The organism is Geodermatophilus sp. SYSU D00815, assembly GCF_054050035.1.
Genome location: NZ_JBJGYO010000001.1, coordinates 37,805 through 59,387 on the forward strand (window position 1 = coordinate 37,805; position 21,583 = coordinate 59,387).

The following is a 21,583-nucleotide window of genomic DNA, read 5'->3' on the forward strand; positions in this document are numbered from 1 at the left end:
CTCCCCAGAAGGACTTCCCACCGTGTACGAGGGTGCCGTCCAGGACCTCATCGACGAGCTCGGCCGCCTGCCGGGCGTCGGTCCCAAGAGCGCCCAGCGCATCGCCTTCCACCTGCTCGCCGCCGAGAGTGCCGACGTCGGTCGGCTGGTCGCCGCGCTGCAGCGGGTGCAGGCCGAGGTGCGCTTCTGCTCGACCTGCTTCAACGTCGCCGAGGGCGAGCAGTGCCGCATCTGCCGCGACCCGCGGCGCTCCGACGACGTCATCTGCGTCGTCGAGGAGCCCAAGGACGTCGTCGCGATCGAGCGGACGCGCGAGTTCCGCGGCAAGTACCACGTGCTCGGCGGGGCGATCAGCCCGATCGAGGGCGTCGGCCCCGACGACCTGCGGGTCAAGGAGCTCATGACCCGGCTCCTCGACGGCACCGTCACGGAGCTGATCATCGCCACCGACCCGAACCTCGAGGGCGAGGCCACCGCGGCCTACCTCGCCCGGCTGGTCGGGCCGATGGGCCTGGCGGTCTCCCGGCTGGCCAGCGGCCTGCCGGTCGGCGGCGACCTGGAGTACGCCGACGAGGTCACCCTCGGCCGGGCGTTCGAGGGCCGTCGCCGCATCGACGCCTGACCCCCGGCGGGCGCCGCCGCCGGTGGGAGGCCAGGTGGGCCGGCGCGGCGGCGGGGTGACCCAGGTCACGGGATGGTGTCGATGAGCGCGCTGACCTGCACCCGGAGCCCCCTGGGGTCCTAGGGTCCGGGCACGCCTGCGGAGGACTTCCTGCTCCGCAGCGGTCGGTCCGGATCCCGTCCGGCCTCCCGGGGCCGGGAAGGCAGGTCTTCCGCCATGCAGCGCCGTCCACGCCGGGTGCTCGCCGCCTCGGCCGCCACGCTCACCGCCCTGACCATGGCCGCGTGCGCCTCCGAGCGCGACGAGGGCGGAGGTGGTGGCGCGGAGGCCGAGTCCGGTGGCACGTTCGTCTTCGGGGTGCCGGGCAACCCGACGATGTTCGACCCGGCCTTCGCCACCGACGGTGAGAGCTTCCGGGTGACCCGGCAGATCTACGAGGGCCTGCTGACCACCGAACCCGGCACCGCGGAGATCGCGCCGGCCCTGGCCGAGAGCTACGACGTCTCCGAGGACGGCCTGGAGTACACCTTCACCCTGCGCGACGGCGTGACGTTCCACGACGGGACCGACTTCAACGCCGAGGCGGTCTGCTTCAACTTCGAGCGCTGGTACAACTTCACCGGCCTGGCCGCCAGCCCGGCGGCCTCCGAGTACTACCAGAACATGTTCGGCGGCTTCGCCAGCACGCCCGAGATCCCGTCCATCTACGGCGGCTGCGAGGCCACCGACGAGCTCACCGCGGTCATCAGGATCACGCAGGTGACCAGCCGGTTCCCCGCCGTCCTGACGTTCCCCAGCTTCGCGATGCAGAGCCCCACCGCGCTGCAGGAGGGCGACGCGGACAACCTCGGGGGCAACCCCGACGCGCTGACCTACACCCAGTACTCGCTGGAGAACCCCACCGGCACCGGGCCGTTCCGGTTCGAGAGCTGGGACCAGGGCAACGGCCAGGTGACCATCGTCCGCAACGACGACTACTGGGGTGAACCGGCTCAGGTCGACGAGATCATCTTCCGGACGATCTCCGACGGCAACACCCGCCGGCAGGAGCTGGAGTCCGGCGCGATCGACGGCTACGACCTCGTGGCCCCCGCCGACTACCAGACCCTGGAGGACGGCGGCTTCCAGGTGCTGCCGCGCGATCCGTTCAACATCCTCTACCTCGGCATCAACCACGGGCGGGTGCCCGGGACCGCCGCGAACCCGGCGCTGCAGGACATCCGGGTGCGGCAGGCGATCGCGCACGCCATCGACCGCGACACGATCGTCACGTCGCTGCTCCCGGAGGGCGCCGAGGCCGCGATCGAGTTCGTGCCGCCGTCGCTCGACGGCTGGACCGACGACGTGACCACCTACGAGTACGACCCGGACCGGGCGCGCCAGCTGCTCACCGAGGCCGGTGCGCTGGGCACCACGCTGCGCTTCTACTACCCGACCGACGTCAGCCGGCCCTACCTGCCCGACCCGGCCGCCATGTTCCAGGTGATCAGCCAGAACCTGACCGACGCCGGCTTCACGATCCAGCCCACCGCGCTGCCGTGGAACCCGGACTACCTGGACGCGACGGCGGCCGGCCAGGCGGACATCCACCTGCTCGGCTGGACCGGTGACTACAGCGACGCCTACAACTTCATCGGCACCTTCTTCGCCGACGCCGGTGGTGGGCAGTCCAAGGAGGAGTTCGGCTCCTTCGTCGCGCCGGAGATCTTCGACGCGCTGGCCCGCGGCGACGCGGAGCCGGACCCCGACGCGCGGACGGAGATCTACCAGGAGGCGAACCAGCGGATCATGGAGTTCCTCCCGGCCGTCCCCATCTCCCACAGCCCGAACGCGCTCGTGGTCGCGGAGAACGTCGAGGGGCTCGTGCCCAGCCCGCTGTCGGCCGAGGACTTCTCGACCGTCTCGGTCAGCGGCTGACCGGTCGACCGACCCCGCCGGCGGCTGCCCGCCGGCGGGGTCGCCGCGTGAGGGAAGGGCGGACCACGGCGCGTGCTCCGGTTCATCGTTCGGCGGTTGCTCCAGCTGATCCCGATCCTGCTCGGGCTGTCCGTGCTGCTGTTCGCCTGGCTGCGCGCGCTGCCCGGGGGGCCGGCCCTCGCCGCCCTCGGTGAGCGGGCGACCCCGGCGAGGATCGAGGAGTACAACCGGGCCTTCGGGCTCGACCAGCCGCTCCCGGTCCAGTACCTGCGGTTCCTCGGGCGGGCGGTCACGCTCGACTTCGGCGTGTCCAGCCGGACCGGCCGCCCGGTGACGGAGGAGTTCCTCGAACGCTTCCCGGGCACCGTCGAGCTGACGCTGTTCGCCATGGCCTTCGCGATCGGGGTGGGGATCCCGCTCGGGTACCTGGCCGCCCGGAAGCACGGCCGCTGGCTCGACTCGGCGACGGTCATCGGCTCGCTGCTCGGCGTCACGATCCCGGTGTTCTTCCTGGCCTACCTCCTCCGGTCGCTGTTCGCCGTCGAGCTCGGCTGGCTGCCGGGTTCCGGCCGGCAGGAGGTGCGCATCGACGCCACCCACGTCACGAACTTCTACGTCCTCGACGGACTGCTGACGCGGGAGTGGGACGCGTCCTGGGACGCCCTGCTCCACCTGGTCCTGCCCGGCGTAGCCCTGGGCACGATCCCGCTGGCCATCATCGTGCGGATCACCCGCGCGTCGGTCCTCGACGTGGTCAACGAGGACTACGTGCGGACGGCGAACGCCAAGGGCCTGGCCCCGCCGACGGTCCGGCGCCGGCACATCCTGCGCAACGCCCTGCTCCCGGTGTCGACGACCATCGGCCTGCAGACCGGGCTGCTGCTCTCGGGGGCGGTGCTGACCGAGACGGTGTTCGCCTTCGGCGGCGTCGGGTCGGCCCTGTACAACGCGATCGGCGACCGCGACTACGCCCTGCTGCAGGGCTTCATCCTCATCCTCGCGGTGATGTACGTGCTGGTGAACCTGCTGGTCGACATCTCCTACGCGCTGCTCGACCCGCGGGTGCGTGTGCGGTGACCGCGCTCGGCGAGCACAAGCGGGAGCGGATCGACGCGCTCGCCGCCCGGGCGGGCTCGGTGCCCGAGGGCGAGGGCGGCCTGTCGCTCACGCGCAGCGCCTTCCGGCGGTTGCGCCGCGACCCGGTGGCCATCGCCGGCGCCGTCATCGTCCTGGTGTTCCTGGTGGTGGCCGCGTTCGCCCCGCTGCTGGCGCCCAAGGACCCGCTGCAGCAGTACCTGCTCTCGGAGATCCGGCCGTCCTCCATCCCCGGGGCGCGGGAGGGCTTCCCGCTGGGCGTGGACAACCTCGGCCGCGACCTGCTGTCCCGGCTGATCTACGGATCGCGGCAGTCGCTGCTCATCGGGGTCGTGTCCACGGTGCTCGGCGTGGCCGCCGGCATGGCGCTCGGCGTGCTCGCCGGCGCCTTCGGCGGCAAGGTCGACACGGTCGTCATGCGGTTCGTCGACATCCTGCTGTCGGTGCCCGGCCTGCTGATGGCCATCTCCATCTCGGTGCTGCTGGGCCAGAACCAGCTCGCGCTCATGATCGCCATCGCCGTCACCCAGGTGCCGATCTTCGCCCGGCTGCTGCGGGGCTCCATGCTGGCCCAGCGGAACAGCGACTACGTGGTCGCGGCCCAGGCGGCGGGCGTGCGGCGCGGCCGGATCGTGTTCGGGCACGTGCTGCCGAACTCGGTGTCGCCGGTCATCGTCCAGGCGACCCTGTCGCTCGCCACGGCGATCATCGAGGCCGCCGCCCTGTCGTTCCTCGGCCTCGGCGACCCGGACCTGGCGCGGCCCGAGTGGGGCGCGATGCTGGCCAACGCCCAGGCCTTCCTCTCCATCCGGCCCGAGCTGGCCATCTGGCCGGCGCTGTGCATCATCGTCGTCGCGCTCGGCTTCACGCTGCTCGGCGAGCGGCTGCGCGAGGCCCTCGACCCGAAGTTCCGGAGGTGAGCGGCCTGAGCGGCAGCCTGCAGACGCCGGTGCTCGAGGTGGCGGACCTCGCCGTCACCTTCCGCCGCCGCGGCGAGCAGCCCACCCGCGCCGTGAACGGCGTCAGCTTCGCCGTGGCGCCGGGGGAGACGGTGGGCCTGGTCGGCGAGTCCGGCTGCGGCAAGTCGGTGACGTCGCTGGCGGTCATGGGGCTGCTCCCGCGGCGCGGCGTCGAGGTGAGCGGCTCGGTCCGGCTCGACGGCGACGAGCTGGTGGGGGCCGACGACAAGCGGCTGCGCCGGCTGCGGGGCGCCGACATGGCCATGGTGTTCCAGGACCCGCTGTCGTCGCTCAACCCGACGGTGACCATCGGCACCCAGGTCACCGAGGTGCTGCTCGAGCACCGGGACGTGTCGAGGAAGGAGGCGGCGGCGGAGGCGGTCGACCTGCTCGACCGGGTGGGCATCCCCGACCCGGGGCGGCGGCTCAGGGAGTACCCGCACCAGCTCTCCGGCGGCATGCGGCAGCGCGCGCTCATCGCGATGTCGCTGGCGCTGGCGCCCCGGCTGCTCATCGCCGACGAGCCCACCACGGCCCTGGACGTGACGATCCAGGCGCAGATCCTCGAGCTGCTCCGCGACCTCGTCGTGGGCTCGGGGACCGCGCTGATCATGATCACCCACGACCTGGGCGTCGTCGCCGGGCTGTGCGACCGGGTGCACGTGATGTACGCCGGCCGGATCATCGAGACCGCGGAGCGGCACGACCTGTTCGCCCGGCCGCGGCAGCCCTACACCGGCGGCCTGCTCGCCTCGGTGCCGCGGCTCGACGCCGGCCCGGGCGCCCGGCTCACCCCCATCCGCGGCTCGGCGCGCGACGCCATCCCGTGGGCGGAGGGCTGCGCCTTCGCCCCGCGCTGCGACCACGCGCAGGACGACTGCCTCACCGAGGTCTCGGGCAGCGAGGTCCCCCTGGTGCCCGACGGCCCCGGCCGCGAGCTGCGCTGCCGCCACCCCATCCAGTACCCCGTGCCCAGCGGGGCGACGGCCTCCGGGGTGGCGCGGTGACCGGCCCGGCGACCGGCGCGGGCGACCCCCTCCTGCGGGTCGAGGGCCTGCAGGTGCACTTCCCGATCAAGCGCGGGCTGCTGGTCGACCGCACCGTCGGGCACGTCCGCGCCGTCGACGGCGTCGACCTGCGGGTCGCCCGGGGCACGACCTACGGGCTGGTGGGGGAGTCGGGCTGCGGCAAGTCCACCCTCGGCCGGGCGATCCTGCGGCTGGTCGAGCCGACCGCCGGGCGGGTGGTGTTCGACGGCACCGACGTCGCCTCGCTGCACGGCGAGGAGCTGCGCCGGATGCGCCGGCGCATGCAGATGGTGTTCCAGGACCCGCTCGGCAGCCTCGACCCGCGGCAGAACGTGGAGTCGCTGCTCTCCGAGCCGCTGCGCGCGCACGGCATCGGCGACGGCAAGCAGGCCGTCGCGGCCCGCATCCGCGGTCTGCTCGACGCCGTCGGCCTGCCCGCCGCCGCGCTGCGCCGCTACCCGCACGAGTTCTCGGGCGGCCAGCGGCAGCGCATCGGCATCGCCCGGGCGGTGGCGCTCGAGCCGGACCTGCTCATCGCCGACGAGCCGGTCTCGGCCCTCGACGTCAGCGTGCAGGCCCAGGTGCTCAACCTCCTGGAGGAGATCCAGGAGCGGCTCGGGCTGACCTACCTCGTCATCGCGCACGACCTGGCCGTGGTCCGGCACATCAGCGACGTCGTCGGGGTGATGTACCTGGGGTCGCTGGTCGAGCAGGCGCCGGCCGACGTCCTCTACGACGAGCCGCTGCACCCGTACACGCGGGCGCTGATGAGCGCCGTCCCGGTGCCCGACCCGACGGTCGAGGAGCGCCGGGAGCGGATCCTGCTCGCCGGCGACCTGCCGTCGCCGGCGAACCCGCCGAGCGGGTGCCGGTTCCACACCCGCTGCCCGTGGCGGCAGGAGACGCGCTGCGACGACGAGGCGCCGCCGCTGCGCGAGCTGGCGCCCGGGCACCTGGTCAGCTGCCACTGGGCCGAGGAGATCCGGGACGGCCGGCTGCGGCCGAAGTCGCCGGAGGAGGTCGCGGCCACCATGGGCGTCTTCGTCGCGGCGACGGGCGCGGACGTCGCCACCGACGCCTTCGTGCACGGCTACGACGAGCCGCTCGAGGGCGGATAGCGCCGGCGCGTCACCCCAGGACGACGTCGTCGCCGCGGCGCAGGGCGCGGCGGACGCGCAGCCTGAGCACCCTGGCGTAGGCCCGCACGAACTGCGTGTAGCCCGGCGTCGGCCCGTGGTAGCCGAGGAACCCCCGCGGGCCCTCGACCATCTCCCCGGTGCGGACGTCGTAGCGGCTCCCGTGCCAGGGGCAGACCAGGCACCCGTCGGCGTCGACGCTGCCCTCGGCCAGGTCGGCCAGCTGGTGCCGGCAGCGGCGGGAGACCGCGAAGTACTCCCCGCCGCGGTTGCCCACCGCCCAGTCGCCCAGGCGGCGGACGGTCCGGTCGGGGAGGTCGGCGGCGGGGATGCGGTCGGCTGCGCTCACCGCGGCGCCCTACCCACCGACGCCCCGCGCGACCCCCCGCGCCGGTAGGGTCCCGGCGCCCGCGAAACCGCGTCGTCCGGAGGTGCCCGCCGTGCGCCGGCTGCTCGTCGTCCTCGCTCTGCTGGCGGGGCTGGTGCTGCCGGCCGGCGCCCCCGCGCTCGCCGAGGCGCCGTTCCGGCTCGACGAGCAGGTCACCGACGAGGCCGGGGTGCTCACCGCCGGCGGACGGGACGACGTCGACGCCGCGCTGCAGGAGCTGCGCGACGCCGACGGCACCCAGCTGTGGGTCGTGTTCGTCGACTCCTTCGACGGCGCCGACGGCTTCGACTGGGCCGAGGACACCGCCGCGGCCTCGCAGCTCGGCGGCGGCGACGTGCTGCTGGCCGTGGCCGTCGCCGACCGCGCGTACGGCTACTCGGTCGACGAGGGGTTCCGGCTCTCCGACGACGACCTGGAGGACCTCCTCATCTCCGACGTCGAGCCACGGCTGGCCGACGACGACTGGGCCGGCGCGGTCGTGGCGTTCGCCGACGGCCTGCAGCCCACGTCGATCTGGCCGGCCGTGCTGGTCGTCGCCGCCGTCGTCCTGGTCGTCGCCGGCCTGGTCTGGCTGAACCGGGTGCGCGCGCGGCGCAGGGCCGAGGAGGAGCGGATCCGCCGGGAGGACCCGTTCCCCGGCGAGCCGACCGAGTCGGTCAGGGGCCGGGCCGCCGAGGCGCTGCTGGCCGTCGACGAGGCGCTGCGCGCCTCCTCGGTCGACCTCGATTTCGCGCGGCAGCAGTACGGCGAGGCGGAGGTGGCCGACGCCGCCGCCTCGTTCGCCGCCGCGCGGGCCGAGATGGAGCAGGCGTTCGCGGTCCGCCAGCAGCTGGACGACGAGCACCCCGAGGACGACCTGGCGACCCGCAAGCTGCTGGCGCGGCTGCTCGCCCTGGCCGGGTCCGCCGACGAGAAGCTCGACGCCCAGGCCGCCGCCTTCGCCCGGCTCCGCGACCTGGAGCGGAACGCGCCGCAGCTGCTCGACGGTCTCGCCGCGCGCCTGGGCGAGCTCGGGGACCGGCTGCCGCAGGAGGAGGCGGCGCTGGCCCGGCTGCGCGAGCGGTGGGCGCGGACCGCGCTCGAGCCCGAGGACGACAACGACGCCGAGGCCCGGGCCCGGCTGACCGCGGCGCAGGAGGCCGTGGCGACCGGGCGGGCCGAGCTCGCGGCGGGCCGGGCGGGTCTCGCCGCCCCCGCCGTCCGCCGGGCCGAGGCGGCGCTGAGCCAGGCCGCGACGCTGCTCGACGCGATCGGCCGCCGCGCGGCCGAGCTCGAGGGCGCCGCCGCCGGGCTCCCGGCGGCCCGGGCCGACGCCGAGCGCGACCTGGCGGAGGCCCGTTCTCTGGCCGCCTCGGGGACCGAGCGGACCGGCCTGGCCGAGCAGGTGGCCCGCGCGGAGCAGGCCCTTGCCGAGGTGGACGCCCTCGCCGGCGCCGCCCCGCCCGACCCGCTGACCGCGCTGGAGAAGCTGACGGCGGCCGACACCGCGCTCGACGAGGCGCTCGGCCGGGCCAGGGACGAGCAGGCCCGGCAGGTCGCCGCGAGGGCGCGCCTGGACCGGGCCCTCGCCGGCGCCCGCGCGCGGGTGGCCGGCGCGCAGGACCTCGTGCTGACCCGCGGCTCCGCGGTGGGGGTCGGCGCGCGCACCGCGCTCTCGGAGGCGCAGCGGTGGCTGGCCCAGGCCGAGGCCGCCGCCGCCGTCGACGCCGCGGCGGCCGTGGCCGCCGCCGAACGGGCGACGGCGCAGGCGCAGGCCGCGCAGAGCGCCGCGCACCGCGACCTGGCCCCGCCCGTCCCCGCCGGAGGGGGCCGGGGTGGCGGATGGGGGAGCGGCGGGGGCGGCTGGACCTGGGGCGGGGGAGGGTTCGGCGGCTCCGGCGGTGGTTACCGCTCCTCGCGTCGCTCCACCTACCGGTCGTCGTCCCGCTCCTCGGGGGGCCGCCGCTCCGGAGGAGGCGGCCGCCGCTCCGGTGGCGGCCGGCGCGGTGGTGGCGGGCGGTTCTGACACGGGTACGACCGGGAACCTCCCGCGCCGCTCGCGCGTGCGTAGAGTCCGGGACGTCCCGAGCGGGCGGCCCTCGCACCTGGAGGTCTGCGAACCGTGCGTCGCCTGACGATCGTCCTCGGCGTCCTCGCCACCCTGCTGGTCGCCGGTGCCGCGCCGGCGCTCGCCGAGGCCCCGTCCGCGCTGTCCCAGCCGGTCACCGACTCGGCCGACGTGCTGTCCGCCGGCGAGGAGGCCGAGGTCCAGGAGACGCTCGACCAGCTGCGCACCGACACCGGCACCCAGATGTACGTGGCGTACGTCGACAGCTTCGACGGGGCCACCGGCCAGCAGTGGGCGCGGGACACCTTCGAGGCCTCCGGCTTCTCCGGCGACCAGGTGGTCCTCGCGGTGGCCACCGACGAGGGCATCGGTGGCTTCTACGCCGGGCAGACCGACGACCAGACCGAGCTCAACCAGGCGGCCGGCGAGATCGGGGCGCAGCTCGACAGCGGGGACTACGAGGAGCTGGTCACGACCGCGGCCGAGGCCCTCGGGGGCTCCCCGGCGGCGACGTCCTCGGGGTCGTCGTCCGGCGGCGGAGGCGGGGGCGCCGTCCTCGCCGTCCTGCTGGTGCTCGTGCTCCTGGCCGCCGGCGGCTACCTGTTCTTCCGCTCTCGCCGCCGGCGCGGCCGCGCGGAGCTGCCGGCCGGTGACCGCGGGCAGCTCCCGGCGCCCGACCCCCACGCGGGCACGCCCACCGAGACGCTCAACGGCCGGGCCAGCGAGGCCCTGCTCGACCTCGACGAGCGCGTGCGCACCGCCCAGGTCAACGTCGACTTCGCCCGCACCCACTTCGGCGCCGACGCCGTCGGGGGCGCCGACGAGGCGCTGGAGCGCAGCCGCGGCGAGCTGGCCCGGGCGTTCACCATCCGCCAGGAGCTCGACGACGAGATCCCCGAGGACGAGCCGACCCGGCGGCGGATGCTGACCGAGCTGCTCGCGCTCACCGACGCCGCGTCCCGGCGGCTCGAGGAGCAGGCCGCGGCCCTCGACGCGCTGCGGGCCCAGGAGGCGCAGGCGCCGCAGGCCATCGAGGAGCTCGGCCGCCGGATCGACGCGCTGCGGCAGCGGCTGCCCGCGCAGGAGCGCAGGCTCGACGACCTGCGGGCCCGGTACGCGGCGTCCGCGCTCGGTCCCGTGGCGGTGAACGTGCAGGAGGCCGGCGCCCGGCTGGACGCGGCCGGGCAGCTGCTCGGCCAGGCCCGCGAGGCGCAGCAGAGCGGGCAGACGGGTCAAGCCGTGGCCCGGCTCCGCCCGGCCGAGGACGCGGTCACCCAGACCACGACGCTGCTGGACGCGATCGACCGGCTGGCCGAGGACCTCACCGCCGCCGAGCAGCGGCTCGCCGCGGCCCGGGCCGAGACCGAGGCCGACCTTGCCGAGGCCCGGGCGCTCATGCGGTCCGGCGACCGGGACGGCCTGCAGCCGCACGTCGCCCGGGCGCAGGCAGAGCTGGCGTCGGCGGAGACGGCGCTGCACCCGGCCGACGGCGGCCTGCCCGACCCGCTCGGCGCGCTGCGCCGGATCGAGGAGGCCGACGCGGCCCTGGAGCAGGCGCTGCAGAGCGCGCGCGACGCCGAGACCAACCGCCGGCGGGCGACCGAGGCGCTGGAGCAGGCGCTGCTCACCGCCCGCTCGGCGGTCGCCGCGGCCGGCGACTTCATCAGCACCCGCCGCGGGGCCGTGGGCAGCGAGGCCCGCACCCGGCTCGCGGAGGCCGAGCGGCACCTCGAGGCCTCCGCCCGCACGGCCCACGACGACCCGGTCCGCGCGCTGCGCGAGGCGCAGACATCCGACCAGCTCGCCCGCTACGCGCTCGACCTCGCGCAGGACGACGTGCAGCGCTGGTCGCAGCGCACCGGCTACGGCTGGGGCGGCGGCTACGGCGGCGGCTACGGCGGGCCGGGCCACGGCTACGGGCGGCCGGGTTACGGCTACGGCCGCGGCGGCGGGGGCAACGCCCTCGGCTGGGGTCTGGGTGGCCTCGTGCTCGGCGGGCTGCTGTTCGGCGACCACGACGCCGACTTCGGCGGTGACTTCTCGGCGTCCGGCGGCGACTTCGGCGGGGGCGGCGACTTCGGGGGCGGCGGGGACTTCGGCGGCGACTTCGGCGGGGGCGGGGACTTCTAGGAGGGCCCTGCTGCTCACCCGCCCGCGGCGAGTCCCTGCAGCAGGGCGACCGTGCGGCTGTCGACTCGTGGCGGCATCGCGCCCGCCCTGGACCACCGCCGCCCGACCCCCGGTGGTCTCCGAGCCCACGGGGCCGGCGCCGGGGCGCTGGTCGCTCGACCCGCGCGCGGAAACTGTCGGCCCCCGCGAGGACGGTGCTGCCAGCACCCCGCTGCCCCACCGCTCGCACCCTCGCGGCGGGCCCCGGCAGCGGGGCCGATCCCCGAGGAGGAGACATGCCCACCCGTGACACCGCCTGGCCGACCGGCACGCCCTGCTGGGTCGACTACGGCGCGGCCGACGTCGCCGCCGCCCGGGAGTTCTACGGCGGCCTGTTCGGCTGGGAGTTCACCGGCGGCGACGAGGAGTACGGCGGCTACCTCAACGCCGTCCGCGACGGCCGGATGGTCGCCGGGCTCGGCCCGCGCGTCCAGGAGTCCGACCCGGTGGCCTGGACGACCTACTTCGCCACCGACGACTCCGCGGCCGCAGTCGACCGGATCACCGCGGCCGGCGGCACCGTCGTCGTCGCGCCCATGGAGGTCGCGCCGTACGGCGTCATGACCATCGCGCTCGACCCGCAGGGCAACCCGTTCGGCCTCTGGGAGGCGCGCGAGCACTCCGGCTTCCAGCGGCACAGCGAGCCGGGCACGGTCGCGTGGAACGAGGCGACCTTCGACGACCCCGAGTCCGCCCGCGCCTTCTACGGCGCCGTCTTCGGCTACACCTTCGACGCGGTCGAGGGCGTGGAGGGCTACACCACCTTCCGCACCGACGAGCGGACCCCCGAGTACCCGCAGGGCGGCCTGGGCGGCCCGATGCCCGACATCCCGCGCGGCTGGCTCGTCTGCTTCGGCGTCGCGTCGGCCGACGACACCGTGGCGCGGGTGGAGGCGCAGGGGGGCAAGGTGCTCACCCGCCCCGAGGACACCCCGTTCGGGCGCTTCGCCGTCGTCGAGGACCCGTGGGGCGCGGCGTTCGAGGTGCTGCAGGACGTCGAGCAGGGCTGAGCCGCACGGCGGCTGCCGCGCGGCTCACCCGCGCGGCAGCTGCCCGTAGGCGTGCTCGGGCCGCAGCCGGACCACGAGCCGGCGGTCGGCGACCATGGCGGCCCGGTACTCGTCCCAGTCCGGGTGCTCCCCGGCCGTGCCCCGGTAGTAGGTGATCAGCTCCTCCACCGTCGCGTCGTGCGGGTCGGCGGCCACCGGCGTCAGCTCGGCGGTGCCCTCGACGGCGACCCACGTCCAGAGGTCCTCGCCCCGCACGTGCAGCGTGGCCCGCGGATCGCGCCGGAGGTTGCGCGTCTTCACCCGGTCGTCGGTCACCGAGATCCTGATCAGCCCGGCGTCGCGGTCGTAGGCGTAGCCGATGGTCGACACCTGCGGCCGGCCGTCCCGCTTGAGCGTCGCGAGCACGCCCCACCGGTTCTCGGCCAGGACGTCGAGCATGCGGGGATCGAGGTCGTGCGGCATGCGACCAGCCTGCCGCAGCCCGCGCCGTCGCACACCGGGGCGACCCCGCCCCGGCCGATCGGTGGCACCATGCTGGCCTACGACGGGGAGGCCGGCATGGCTGCTGCGCGCGGGACGCCGCCCTCCGGGGACGCCGTGCTCGCCGTCGTGCTGCTCGCCGGCGGCGCCGTCGGGGTGCTGGTCTGCCTCGGCCTGCTGGTCAGCGGCCGGTTCACCGCCGAGAACGTGCTCCTGGTGTTCCTCGTGCCCGGTGTGGTGCTGGGCGCGGGCTGGCTGGTGCGCCACGGCCTCCGGGCGCGCGATCAGCGCTCGCGGCCGCGGGCCCTGAGCGGGACGGGCGGCAGCGGCGGGGCCTCGAGGCGGTCGCCGTCGTAGCCGACGACGGGGGCGAACCGGCCGCGCTCCTCGTTCCAGTCGGCGGCGTAGTCGGCGATCTCCTCCCCGGAGCGGCCGACGAAGTTCCACCACATGACGATCCGCTCCTCGAACGGCTCGCCGCCGAGCAGCAGCACCTTCGCCGGCTCCTCGGCGCGCAGCCGCAGCGTGCGCCGGCCGGTGCCGAGGTAGGCCATCGTGCCGTGCGCCAGCGGTGCGTCCTCGACGCTCGCGGAGCCCGAGGCCGCCAGCACCGCGTGCTCGAACCCCGGCTCCAGCGGCACCTCGACGTCGGCCCCGGCGGCCAGCGCGAGGTCGACCCCGACCAGCGGCGTGTGGGCGGTGCCCGGCGAGGTCGCGCCGCCGAACGAGCCGATCAGCACGGTCGCGCGCGCCCCGTCGGAGTCGAACCCGGGCAGCGTCGCGTGGTGCTCGAACGCCGGCGCCACCTCGCGGGAGCCCTCGGGCAGCACCACCCACAGCTGCGCGCCGTGCAGGAAGCGCGGATGCGTCGCCGGCGACTGCTCCGAGTGCGCGATGCCGCGGCCGGCGGTCATCAGCGCCAGCTGGCCCGGGCCGAAGGTGACGTCGCTGCCGAGCGAGTCGCGGTGGTGCACCTCGCCCTCCAGCAGCCACGACACGGTCTGCAGCCCGGTGTGCGGGTGCGGCGCCACCTGCATCCCCGGGGACGACGCGATGTCGTCGGGGCCGTAGTGGTCGACGAACGCCCACGCGCCCACCAGCCGCCGCCCGAGCGTGGGCAGCAGCCGGCGGACGCGCGTGCTCTCCCCGAGCAGGACCTCCTTGCCGGGCAGCAGCTCCAGCGCCGGGCGGGCGGAGGTCTGCTCGAGCCCGCCCAGCTCGCGGGGGGTCGGCCGGCGGTCGAGGTTGCTCATGGGGTGCTTCCTACTCCTGCCCGGCCTCGCCGCGCACCGCTGCGTGGGGGACCCGCTGCGCCGGGACCGACCCGAGCCGGCCGGCCTGGAAGTCGGTGAAGGCGTCGAGCACCTCCTGCCGGGTGTTCATCACGAACGGCCCGTACATGGCGATCGGCTCGCGGATCGGCTGCCCGCCGAGGACGACCACGTCGAGCGACGGCGTCCGCGACTCCTGCTGCCTCGCGCCGCTGACGGTGATCGTGTCGCCGGGGCCGAACACCGCCAGCTGCCCGGTGCGCACCGGCTGCGCGTCGGGGCCGACCGAGCCGGCGCCGGAGAGGACGTAGACCAGCGCGTTGAAGTCCGGCCGCCACGGCAGGTCGAGGGTCGCGCCCGGCGCGATCGTCGCGTGCACCATCGCCATCGGCGTGTAGGTGCTGCCCGGCCCGGTGTGCCCGGCGACGTCGCCGGCGATGACCCGGAGGAAGGCGCCGGCGTCCTGGCTGGCCAGGAGCACCGACTGGTCGGCCCGCAGGTCCTGGTAGCGGGGCTCCACCCACTTCTGCGCCCGCGGCAGGTTCACCCACAGCTGCAGGCCGTGGAACAGCCCGCCGCTGACGACGAGGTGCTCCGGCGGCCGCTCGATGTGCAGGACGCCGCCGCCGGCGGTCATCCACTGGGTGTCGCCGTTGCTGATGGTCCCGCCGCCGCCGTGGCTGTCGGCGTGCTCGAAGGTGCCGTCGATGATGTAGGTGACGGTCTCGAAGCCGCGGTGCGGGTGCCAGGCGGTGCCCTTGGGCTCACCGGGCGCGTACTCGACCTCGCCCATCTGGTCCATGTGGATGAACGGGTCGAGGTCGCGCAGGTCCACCCCTGCGAAGGCGCGGCGCACCGGGAAGCCCTCGCCCTCGAAGCCCGACGGCGCGGTGGTCACCGAGCGGACCCGGCGGCGGACGGTGCGCGGCGCGGGGAGCGGGACGCGGGGGAGCGTGGTGGTGTCCTCGACGGTGATGGCCGGCATGGTGGGCCTCCTTGAGTTGAGAGCTCAACTAGTGGCGACTCTAGCGTGCCGCGGGCCCGTTGTGTTCCCGCGTCGGCGGACGGTCTCGATCCGGTGCACGATCGGCGGGTGGACGACGACGCCGGCCGCCCCGGGTGCCCGAAACGCATGGTGTTCGGGCCGTGCGGGGGCGTCCGCGACGACGGCGCCTGCGAGGTGGCCCCGCACCGCTGCGTGTTCGCCGACACCCCGCTGGTGCCGTGGCCGGAGCCCGCGCGGCCGGTGCCCCGGCCCCGCCCCGGCGGGTTGCTGGAGCGGGCCGCGCACCGGCCGGTGGTGCTGGTCGACCTCACCGTCGTGCCGTTCGACCGCTCCTCGGTGTGCCGGGTCGTCGACGTGCTGGCCCCGGTCGCCGACGCCGTCCTGGTCGGGGAGCACGCCAACCGCCCGGACTTCCCGCCGACCCTGTTCGCCGCGGAGGTGCTCGCCGCCGGCGGGCGGCTCTGGACGACGCTGGCCTGCCGCGACCGCAACCGGGTGGTCCTCGAGCAGGAGCTGGCCGGTCTCGCGGCGCTCGGGGTGGACGGCGTCCTCTGCGTGACCGGGGACGCCCGCGGGCCGTCGGCGCGCCCGGGCACCACGCAGGTCTTCGACCTCGACGGCACGCGGCTGGCCGCGCTGGCCGCTGGGTCGGGGCTCTCGGCCGCCGTCCCGGAGTCCCCGGAGGCGCCGCCGACCGCCCTGCGGCCCGCGCGCGTGGCGCAGAAGCAGCGCGCCGGCGCGGCGCTGTGCGTGCTCAACCACGTGCGCGCGCCGGAACGGGTGGCCGCCTTCGTGGCGGCGGCCCGGGCCGCCGGCGCCACGCTGCCCTTCCTCGCCGCGGTCGCCGTCTACACCGACGAGCGCTCGGCCCGGGTGCTGCAGGCCTTCCCCGGGCTGCACCTGGACGGCGCCGTCGTCGACCGGGTGCTCGCGGCGCCCGACCCGCGGGAAGCGGGCATCGCCGCGGCGGTGGAGGAGGCACGGGCGCTGCTGGCGGTGCCCGGGGTGGTGGGCGTCAACCTCTCCGGGCTGGCGTCGGCGCGCGGGGAGGACGAGGGTGCCCGTGTGAAGGCCGAGGTCGCGACCAGGATCCGCGGATGACGCTCGACAGCGGGGCGATGGAGGCCGAGTTCGGCACCGTCGCGGCGTGGACGGAGGAGGCCGTCCGGGCGCTCGGGCCCGAGCACGCGATCCCGGCCGGCTGCCGGGGCAGCGGCAGCGAGGGGGCGCTGCGGTGGCTGGCCGACGGCCTCGCGCTGCGGCCGGGCGGCCGCGTCCTCGACGACGGCGCCGGCCTCGGCGGCCCGGCGGGGTGGCTGGCCGCCGAGCACGGGGTGCGCCCGGTGTGCGCCGAGCCGATGGCCGACGCCGTCGCCGCCGCCCGCCGGCTCTTCGGCCTGCCCGCCGTCGTGGCCGCGGCCCAGGCGCTGCCGTTCCCGGCGGCGTCCTTCGACGCCGCCTGGTGCCTGGGCGTGCTGTGCACCCTGTCCGACAAGGGCGCGGCGCTGGCGGAGCTGCGGCGGGTGCTGGCCGACGGCGGCCGGCTGGGCCTGCTCGTCTTCGTCGCCGACGGGCCGCTGACCCGGCCCGCGCCGGAGGGCAACGAGTTCCCCGCGACCGGCGAGCTCGAGGCCCTGCTCGCGGCGGCCGGGTTCGCCCTGGAGGCGACGGCGGAGGCCGACCTGCGCGACAGCCCGCCGGAGTGGGACCGGCGCGCCGACGCCGTGGACGCCGAGGTCGCCCGGCGGCACGCCGGCTCCCCGCAGCTGCGCCAGGCGCGGGAGCAGGCCGGCCGCGTGGCCGACCTGCTGGCGGCCGGGGAGCTGCGCCCGTGGCTGGGTCTCGCCGCGGCCGGCTGACCGCCTCACGTGTCCGAAACGCGCGGGCAACACGGCGGAACTAGGTTGCGCTCCATGGCGGACCTCTTCGACGGCTACCCGCTCGGGCAGCAGTGGGACGAGATGTTCGACCGTCCGCTCCAGGCGCGGCCCGCCTACGCGGGGTTGTTCTCCTCCCTGCAGCCGATGGCGGGCGAGGAGCTGGCGGCCCGGGCCGACCTGCTCTCGCAGACCTACCGCGACGCCGGCGTCACCTTCGCGCACGCGGGCGAGGAGCAGCCGTTCCCGCTGGACATCGTGCCGCGGGTGATCGGGTCGGAGGAGTGGGACGTCATCGAGCGCGGCGTCGCGCAGCGGGTGCTCGCGCTGGAGGCCTTCCTCGCCGACGTCTACGGCGCCGGCGAGGTCTTCGCCGACCGGGTGGTGCCGCGCAGCGTCGTCACCACCAGCGCGCACTTCCACCGCCAGGCGCACGGCCTGGTGCCGCCCAACGGGGTCCGGGTGCACGTGGCCGGCATCGACCTGGTGCGCGACGAGGCGGGCGACTTCCGCGTGCTGGAGGACAACCTGCGCTCGCCGTCGGGCGTCAGCTACGTGATCACCAACCGGTCGGCGATGAGCCAGGTGCTGCCCGAGCTGTTCGCCGACCACCGGGTCCAGCCGGTCGACGACTACCCGTCCCGCCTGCTGGCCGCGCTCAAGGCGTCCGCCCCGTCCAACGTCAGCGACCCGACCGTCGTCGTCCTCACCCCGGGCGTCTACAACTCCGCCTACTTCGAGCACGCGCTGCTCGCCCGCCAGATGGGCGTCGAGCTGGTCGAGGGCCGCGACCTGGTGTGCGCCGGCAACCAGGTGAGCATGCGGACGACCGACGGCCAGCGCCGCGTCGACGTCGTCTACCGGCGCATCGACGACGAGTTCCTCGACCCGGTGCACTTCCGGCCGGACTCGGTGATCGGCTGCGCCGGCGTGCTCAACGCGGCCCGCGCGGGGCGGGTGACCATCGCCAACGCCGTCGGCAACGGCGTCGCCGACGACAAGCTGCTCTACACCTGGGTGCCCGACCTCGTGCGGTACTACCTGGGCGAGGAGCCGGTGCTGCAGAACGCCGAGACGCACCGGCTCGACGACGAGGACACCGTCGCGTGGGTGCTGGAGTCGCTGGACCAGCTGGTGCTCAAGCCGGTCGACGGCTCCGGCGGCAAGGGCATCGTGATCGGCCCGCGCGCCGACGAGCGCACGCTCACCGAGCTCGCCGCCAAGGTGCGGGCGCGGCCGCGGGACTGGATCGCGCAGAAGCCGATCGGGCTGTCCACCTGCCCGACGCTGGTGGGCGGGCGGATCGCGCCGCGGCACGTGGACCTGCGGCCGTTCGCGGTCAACGACGGGTCGAAGGTGTGGGTGCTGCCGGGCGGGCTGACCCGGGTGGCGCTGCCCGAGGGCGAGCTGGTGGTGAACTCCAGCCAGGGCGGCGGCTCCAAGGACACCTGGGTGCTCAGCCCACCGAGGCCGGCCACCGAGCAGGAGGCGGCGCCGGACCACACGACGATCGAGTTCAGCGCCGCCGACCTCTCCGGCGACGCGCCGCACCAGGACCCGGGGCCGCTCAACGACCTGGCGGTCGGCCAGTCGCAGCAGCAGCAACAGCAGTCCACCGAGATGGCCGTTCCGGTGGGGAGCGCGACGTGCTGAGCCGGATCGCCGAGTCGCTGTTCTGGATCGGCCGCTACGTGGAGCGGGCCGACGACACCGCGCGCATCCTCGACGTGCACACCCAGCGGCTGGTCGAGGACCCGTGGATCGACGAGCGCCGGGCCTGCGCCAACCTGCTCGCGCTCATGGGGCACCCGGTGCAGGGCGGGGAGGCCGACACCGAGCTGGTGCTCGACACGCTGGCCTTCGAGCGCAGCAGCCCCTCCTCGATCGTGGGGGCGCTGTCGGCGGCGCGGGAGAACGCGCGCGGCGCCCGCGAGGTGCTCTCGGCGGAGATCTGGGAGTCGCTCAACGTCACCCACAACGCGCTGCCCCAGCAGCGCACCATGGCCCGCCGGTACGGCCCGCACTCGCTGTTCCGGTTCGTGCGCGAGCGCTCGGCGATGGTGTTCGGCCTCGCCGACGCCACGATGAGCCGCGACGAGAGCTGGCTGTTCCTCATCCTGGGCCGCTCGCTGGAGCGGGTGGACATGACCGCCCGGATGCTCTCCACCCGGGTGCTGGCCGGCGACGCCGCGCCGTCCTGGACCCTCGTGCTGCGCTCGACCGGCGCCTACGAGCCCTACCTGCGCACCTACCGGGGCGTGGTCAACTCCGGCCGGGCGGCGGAGTTCCTGCTGCTGGACCGGCTGTTCCCGCGCTCGGTGTTCGCCGCCCTCGAGCAGGCCGAGGCGTGCCTGGCCGAGCTGGAGCGGGCCCCGGTGCGCTCCGCCGGCAGCGCGGCCACCCGGGTGGGCGTCGCGGGCGAGGCGCACCGCATCGTCGGCCGGGCGCGGACGCTGCTGGAGTTCATGGCCCCCGACCAGCTGCTCGCCGGGCTGCCCGCCCGGCTGGAGGAGCTGCAGCGCACCTGCTCGGCGGCCAGCGCGGCCGTGACCCACCGGTTCTTCACCGAGCAGGCGCCGCAGGTGTGGGTGCCGGAGGAGGTCGGGTGACGCAGACCCAGACGCAGGTGCAGGGTCCCCGGCCGTCGGCGCAGCGGTGGCGGCTGCAGGTGGTGCACCGGACGACGTTCCGCTACAGCGGCCCGGTCCGCTCCTCCTACAACGAGGCGCGGCTGACGCCGGAGAACAGCGGCCGGCAGACCACCCTGCGCTCCCGGGTGGAGATCGAGCCGGCCGCGACCGCCTTCGCCTACCGCGACTACTGGGGCTCCACGGTCACCGCGTTCGACCTGCAGGTGCCGCACTCGGAGCTGGTCGTCACCGGCACCTCGATCGTCGAGGCGGGGCCGGAACCGGTGCTGCACCGCTTCCTCGGCTGGGCGGAGCTGGCCGGCCGCGACGTGCGCGACCGCTTCGGCGAGGTGCTCGGCCCCACCCGGCTGACCGCGATGGACGACGCGGTGGTCGAGCAGGCGCGGGCGGCGGTGGGCGGCGCCGACCCGCACGAGGCCGGGGCGGTCGTCTGCCGGTTCGTGCGCGACCGCATGGAGTACCTGTCCGGCGCGACCAACGTGAAGACCAACGCCATGCAGGCCTGGACCACCGGCAAGGGCGTCTGCCAGGACATCTCGCACGTCACCGTCGGCCTGCTGCGGGCCCTGGGCCTGCCGGCCCGCTACGTCTCCGGCTACCTGCACCCGAGGCCCGACGCGGCGATCGGCGCGCCGGTCACCGGGGAGAGCCACGCCTGGGTCGAGTGGTGGGACGGCGGGTGGACCGGCTTCGACCCGACCAACGCCGTCGAGATCGGACCCCGGCACGTCACCCTCGGCCGCGGCCGGGACTACGGCGACGTCCCGCCGTTCAAGGGCCTGTTCTCGGGCCCGAGGAGCGAGGGCCACAGCGTGACCGTCGAGGTCACCCGCCTGGCCTGAAGGAGGACCCCTGCCCCACCGCCCGCGAGCCCGCGGCGGGCACGGCAGGGGCCGACCTCCGGGGGTGCGGGCCGCGGGAGCGGCGGCCCGTACCGCCCGGAGGCTGACCGGCGTCACCGGAGGAGGCGGGCGACCCCGGTCGGTCCCTCGGGCTCGTCGCCCGGGGGCAGGGTGGCGGTGCGCTCGGGGAGCCGCTCCCGCCAGTACAGGGGGGCGCCGTCGAGCCACTCGGCGCCCGCGTCGGTGAGCCGGCCGTCGCCGACCAGCGGCGCCCAGCCGCGGACCAGCCGCAGACCCTCGGCCGCGGTGACCAGCACCCGGGCGATGCCCTGCCGCCGGAACACCGGCTCGACGGTGACGTCCTCGACCACGCCGGAGCGGCACCACCAGCGGATCTCGCCGACCCGGTCGCTCATCCGCAGACCGCGGCGCGCCACGTCGTGCGGGCCCACCAGCGCGCCGGCCGGGTAGGCGGTGCCGGCGAAGGCGACGAGGGAGAAGGTGGGCACGCCGCTGGTCGCGTGGCCGATCTCGGCGAACCACAGCGGCGGCTCGGGGCGGGCCACCGTGTCGGAGACCTCGATCCGCAGCACGTGCCCGTCACGGGCCCGGTAGCGGACGTCGGCCAGCCACCCGGTCGGCCGGCGGCCGGCGGCACCGGTGAGGTCGACCGGCGTGCCGTGGGCGAAGCGGTCGGAGTTGACCAGCAGCAGCGAGTGCTCGGGCGGCGCGCCGACCAGGCGGTGGGTCATCCGGCCCACCCACACCGTGGGCGAGGTGGCGGCCGGGGGGCGCGCCGGCCGGCGGGCCGCCCCACCCGCCGAGCGGATGCGGGGCCGCTGCTCCCGCAGCCCGTCGTGCTGTTCCCGTGCTGCCGCCGCACCCATGGTCCTGCCTCCCGCTCGTGCGTTCCTGCGTGCTGGTCCGTGCTGGTCGTTCTGGTCCGTGCTGGTCCGTGCTGGTCCTCGCGCGCCCACCGCCCTGCCGGGCCGCTCGGGAAGCAGGTTCGCCGGGATCACTTGGGGCCCTCTTGGGCGCGACTAGTGGGCCCGCCCGCGCTCGACGCGGGGCCCGGAGGGCGGTCG

General features: G+C 75.7%; 20 protein-coding genes. 15 read left to right on the plus strand and 5 right to left on the minus strand.

Annotation, left to right across the window (positions count from 1 at the left end; all coding sequences use genetic code 11):
• Positions 1-22: 22 nt before the first annotated feature.
• The 6 genes from recR to ACI78S_RS00230 all read left to right on the plus strand — a co-directional run bounded on the left by recR (position 23) and on the right by ACI78S_RS00230 (position 6,739).
• Positions 23-622 carry a recombination mediator RecR gene (gene recR / locus ACI78S_RS00205; RefSeq protein WP_456970167.1) on the plus strand — a complete coding sequence of 200 codons (600 nt, stop codon included), beginning with the start codon at positions 23-25 and terminating at the stop codon, positions 620-622.
• 216 nt (positions 623-838) lie between these two features.
• Positions 839-2,539 carry an ABC transporter substrate-binding protein gene (locus ACI78S_RS00210; protein ID WP_456970168.1) on the plus strand — a complete coding sequence of 567 codons (1,701 nt, stop codon included), beginning with the start codon at positions 839-841 and terminating at the stop codon, positions 2,537-2,539.
• Between the two features lie 72 nt (positions 2,540-2,611).
• Entirely contained in the window at positions 2,612-3,616 is a 1,005-nt protein-coding gene (locus ACI78S_RS00215; protein WP_456970169.1) for an ABC transporter permease, read from the plus strand.
• A complete protein-coding gene (locus ACI78S_RS00220) occupies positions 3,613-4,554 on the plus strand; it encodes an ABC transporter permease (protein ID WP_456970170.1) in 942 nt (313 codons plus the stop codon). Before ACI78S_RS00215 ends, ACI78S_RS00220 begins: the two co-directional genes overlap by 4 nt.
• A complete protein-coding gene (locus ACI78S_RS00225; protein ID WP_456970171.1) occupies positions 4,551-5,600 on the plus strand; it encodes an ABC transporter ATP-binding protein in 1,050 nt (349 codons plus the stop codon). Before ACI78S_RS00220 ends, ACI78S_RS00225 begins: the two co-directional genes overlap by 4 nt.
• Positions 5,597-6,739 (plus strand): ABC transporter ATP-binding protein, encoded by a 1,143-nt coding sequence (locus ACI78S_RS00230; protein WP_456970172.1) that lies wholly within the window; start codon positions 5,597-5,599, stop codon positions 6,737-6,739. The genes ACI78S_RS00225 and ACI78S_RS00230 overlap by 4 nt, the downstream gene beginning before the upstream one ends.
• 10 nt (positions 6,740-6,749) lie before the next feature.
• Here ACI78S_RS00230 and ACI78S_RS00235 read toward each other — a convergent pair whose 3' ends face one another.
• Positions 6,750-7,106, minus strand: coding sequence for a Rieske (2Fe-2S) protein (locus ACI78S_RS00235; RefSeq protein WP_456970173.1), 357 nt, complete (start codon positions 7,104-7,106; stop codon positions 6,750-6,752).
• 91 nt (positions 7,107-7,197) lie between these two features.
• On the opposite strand from ACI78S_RS00235, the gene ACI78S_RS00240 reads away from it, so the two are divergent.
• The 3 genes from ACI78S_RS00240 to ACI78S_RS00250 all read left to right on the plus strand — a co-directional run bounded on the left by ACI78S_RS00240 (position 7,198) and on the right by ACI78S_RS00250 (position 12,371).
• Positions 7,198-9,150, plus strand: coding sequence for a TPM domain-containing protein (locus ACI78S_RS00240; RefSeq protein WP_456970174.1), 1,953 nt, complete (start codon positions 7,198-7,200; stop codon positions 9,148-9,150).
• Between the two features lie 96 nt (positions 9,151-9,246).
• A complete protein-coding gene (locus ACI78S_RS00245; RefSeq protein WP_456970175.1) occupies positions 9,247-11,322 on the plus strand; it encodes a TPM domain-containing protein in 2,076 nt (691 codons plus the stop codon).
• A 275-nt stretch (positions 11,323-11,597) separates the two neighbouring features.
• Entirely contained in the window at positions 11,598-12,371 is a 774-nt protein-coding gene (locus tag ACI78S_RS00250; protein WP_456970176.1) for a VOC family protein, read from the plus strand.
• A gap of 24 nt (positions 12,372-12,395) precedes the next feature.
• Here ACI78S_RS00250 and ACI78S_RS00255 read toward each other — a convergent pair whose 3' ends face one another.
• Positions 12,396-12,833 (minus strand): PPOX class F420-dependent oxidoreductase, encoded by a 438-nt coding sequence (locus ACI78S_RS00255; RefSeq protein ID WP_456970177.1) that lies wholly within the window; start codon positions 12,831-12,833, stop codon positions 12,396-12,398.
• Between ACI78S_RS00255 and ACI78S_RS00260 the strand changes: the two genes are divergently transcribed.
• Positions 12,825-13,208, plus strand: coding sequence for a hypothetical protein (locus ACI78S_RS00260; protein WP_456970178.1), 384 nt, complete (start codon positions 12,825-12,827; stop codon positions 13,206-13,208). The genes ACI78S_RS00255 and ACI78S_RS00260 overlap by 9 nt on opposite strands.
• Here the strand turns inward: ACI78S_RS00260 and ACI78S_RS00265 are convergent.
• Both ACI78S_RS00265 and ACI78S_RS00270 read right to left on the minus strand, forming a co-directional pair.
• On the minus strand, positions 13,136-14,104 hold the full coding sequence (locus tag ACI78S_RS00265; RefSeq protein WP_456970179.1) for a pirin family protein: 969 nt from the start codon (positions 14,102-14,104) through the stop codon (positions 13,136-13,138). The two genes, ACI78S_RS00260 and ACI78S_RS00265, sit on opposite strands and share 73 nt — an antisense overlap.
• Before the next feature lie 10 nt (positions 14,105-14,114).
• Positions 14,115-15,107 (minus strand): pirin family protein, encoded by a 993-nt coding sequence (locus ACI78S_RS00270; protein ID WP_456970180.1) that lies wholly within the window; start codon positions 15,105-15,107, stop codon positions 14,115-14,117.
• A gap of 108 nt (positions 15,108-15,215) precedes the next feature.
• On the opposite strand from ACI78S_RS00270, the gene ACI78S_RS00275 reads away from it, so the two are divergent.
• Genes ACI78S_RS00275 through ACI78S_RS00295 form a run of 5 tightly spaced genes read left to right on the plus strand, consistent with a single transcriptional unit; the run spans position 15,216 to position 20,498 of the window.
• Positions 15,216-16,229: a methylenetetrahydrofolate reductase C-terminal domain-containing protein gene (locus ACI78S_RS00275; protein ID WP_456970181.1), complete on the plus strand. Its 1,014-nt coding sequence runs from the start codon at positions 15,216-15,218 to the stop codon at positions 16,227-16,229.
• Positions 16,226-16,987, plus strand: a complete 762-nt coding sequence (locus ACI78S_RS00280) for a class I SAM-dependent methyltransferase (protein WP_456970182.1) — start codon at positions 16,226-16,228, stop codon at positions 16,985-16,987. The genes ACI78S_RS00275 and ACI78S_RS00280 overlap by 4 nt, the downstream gene beginning before the upstream one ends.
• Positions 16,988-17,041: 54 nt before the next feature.
• Entirely contained in the window at positions 17,042-18,658 is a 1,617-nt protein-coding gene (locus tag ACI78S_RS00285; protein ID WP_456970183.1) for a circularly permuted type 2 ATP-grasp protein, read from the plus strand.
• Positions 18,652-19,614: an alpha-E domain-containing protein gene (locus ACI78S_RS00290; RefSeq protein ID WP_456970184.1), complete on the plus strand. Its 963-nt coding sequence runs from the start codon at positions 18,652-18,654 to the stop codon at positions 19,612-19,614. The genes ACI78S_RS00285 and ACI78S_RS00290 overlap by 7 nt, the downstream gene beginning before the upstream one ends.
• On the plus strand, positions 19,611-20,498 hold the full coding sequence (locus tag ACI78S_RS00295) for a transglutaminase family protein (protein ID WP_456970185.1): 888 nt from the start codon (positions 19,611-19,613) through the stop codon (positions 20,496-20,498). Before ACI78S_RS00290 ends, ACI78S_RS00295 begins: the two co-directional genes overlap by 4 nt.
• Before the next feature lie 113 nt (positions 20,499-20,611).
• Here ACI78S_RS00295 and ACI78S_RS00300 read toward each other — a convergent pair whose 3' ends face one another.
• Entirely contained in the window at positions 20,612-21,250 is a 639-nt protein-coding gene (locus ACI78S_RS00300; RefSeq protein ID WP_456970186.1) for a hypothetical protein, read from the minus strand.
• Between the last annotated feature and the right edge of the window lie 333 nt (positions 21,251-21,583).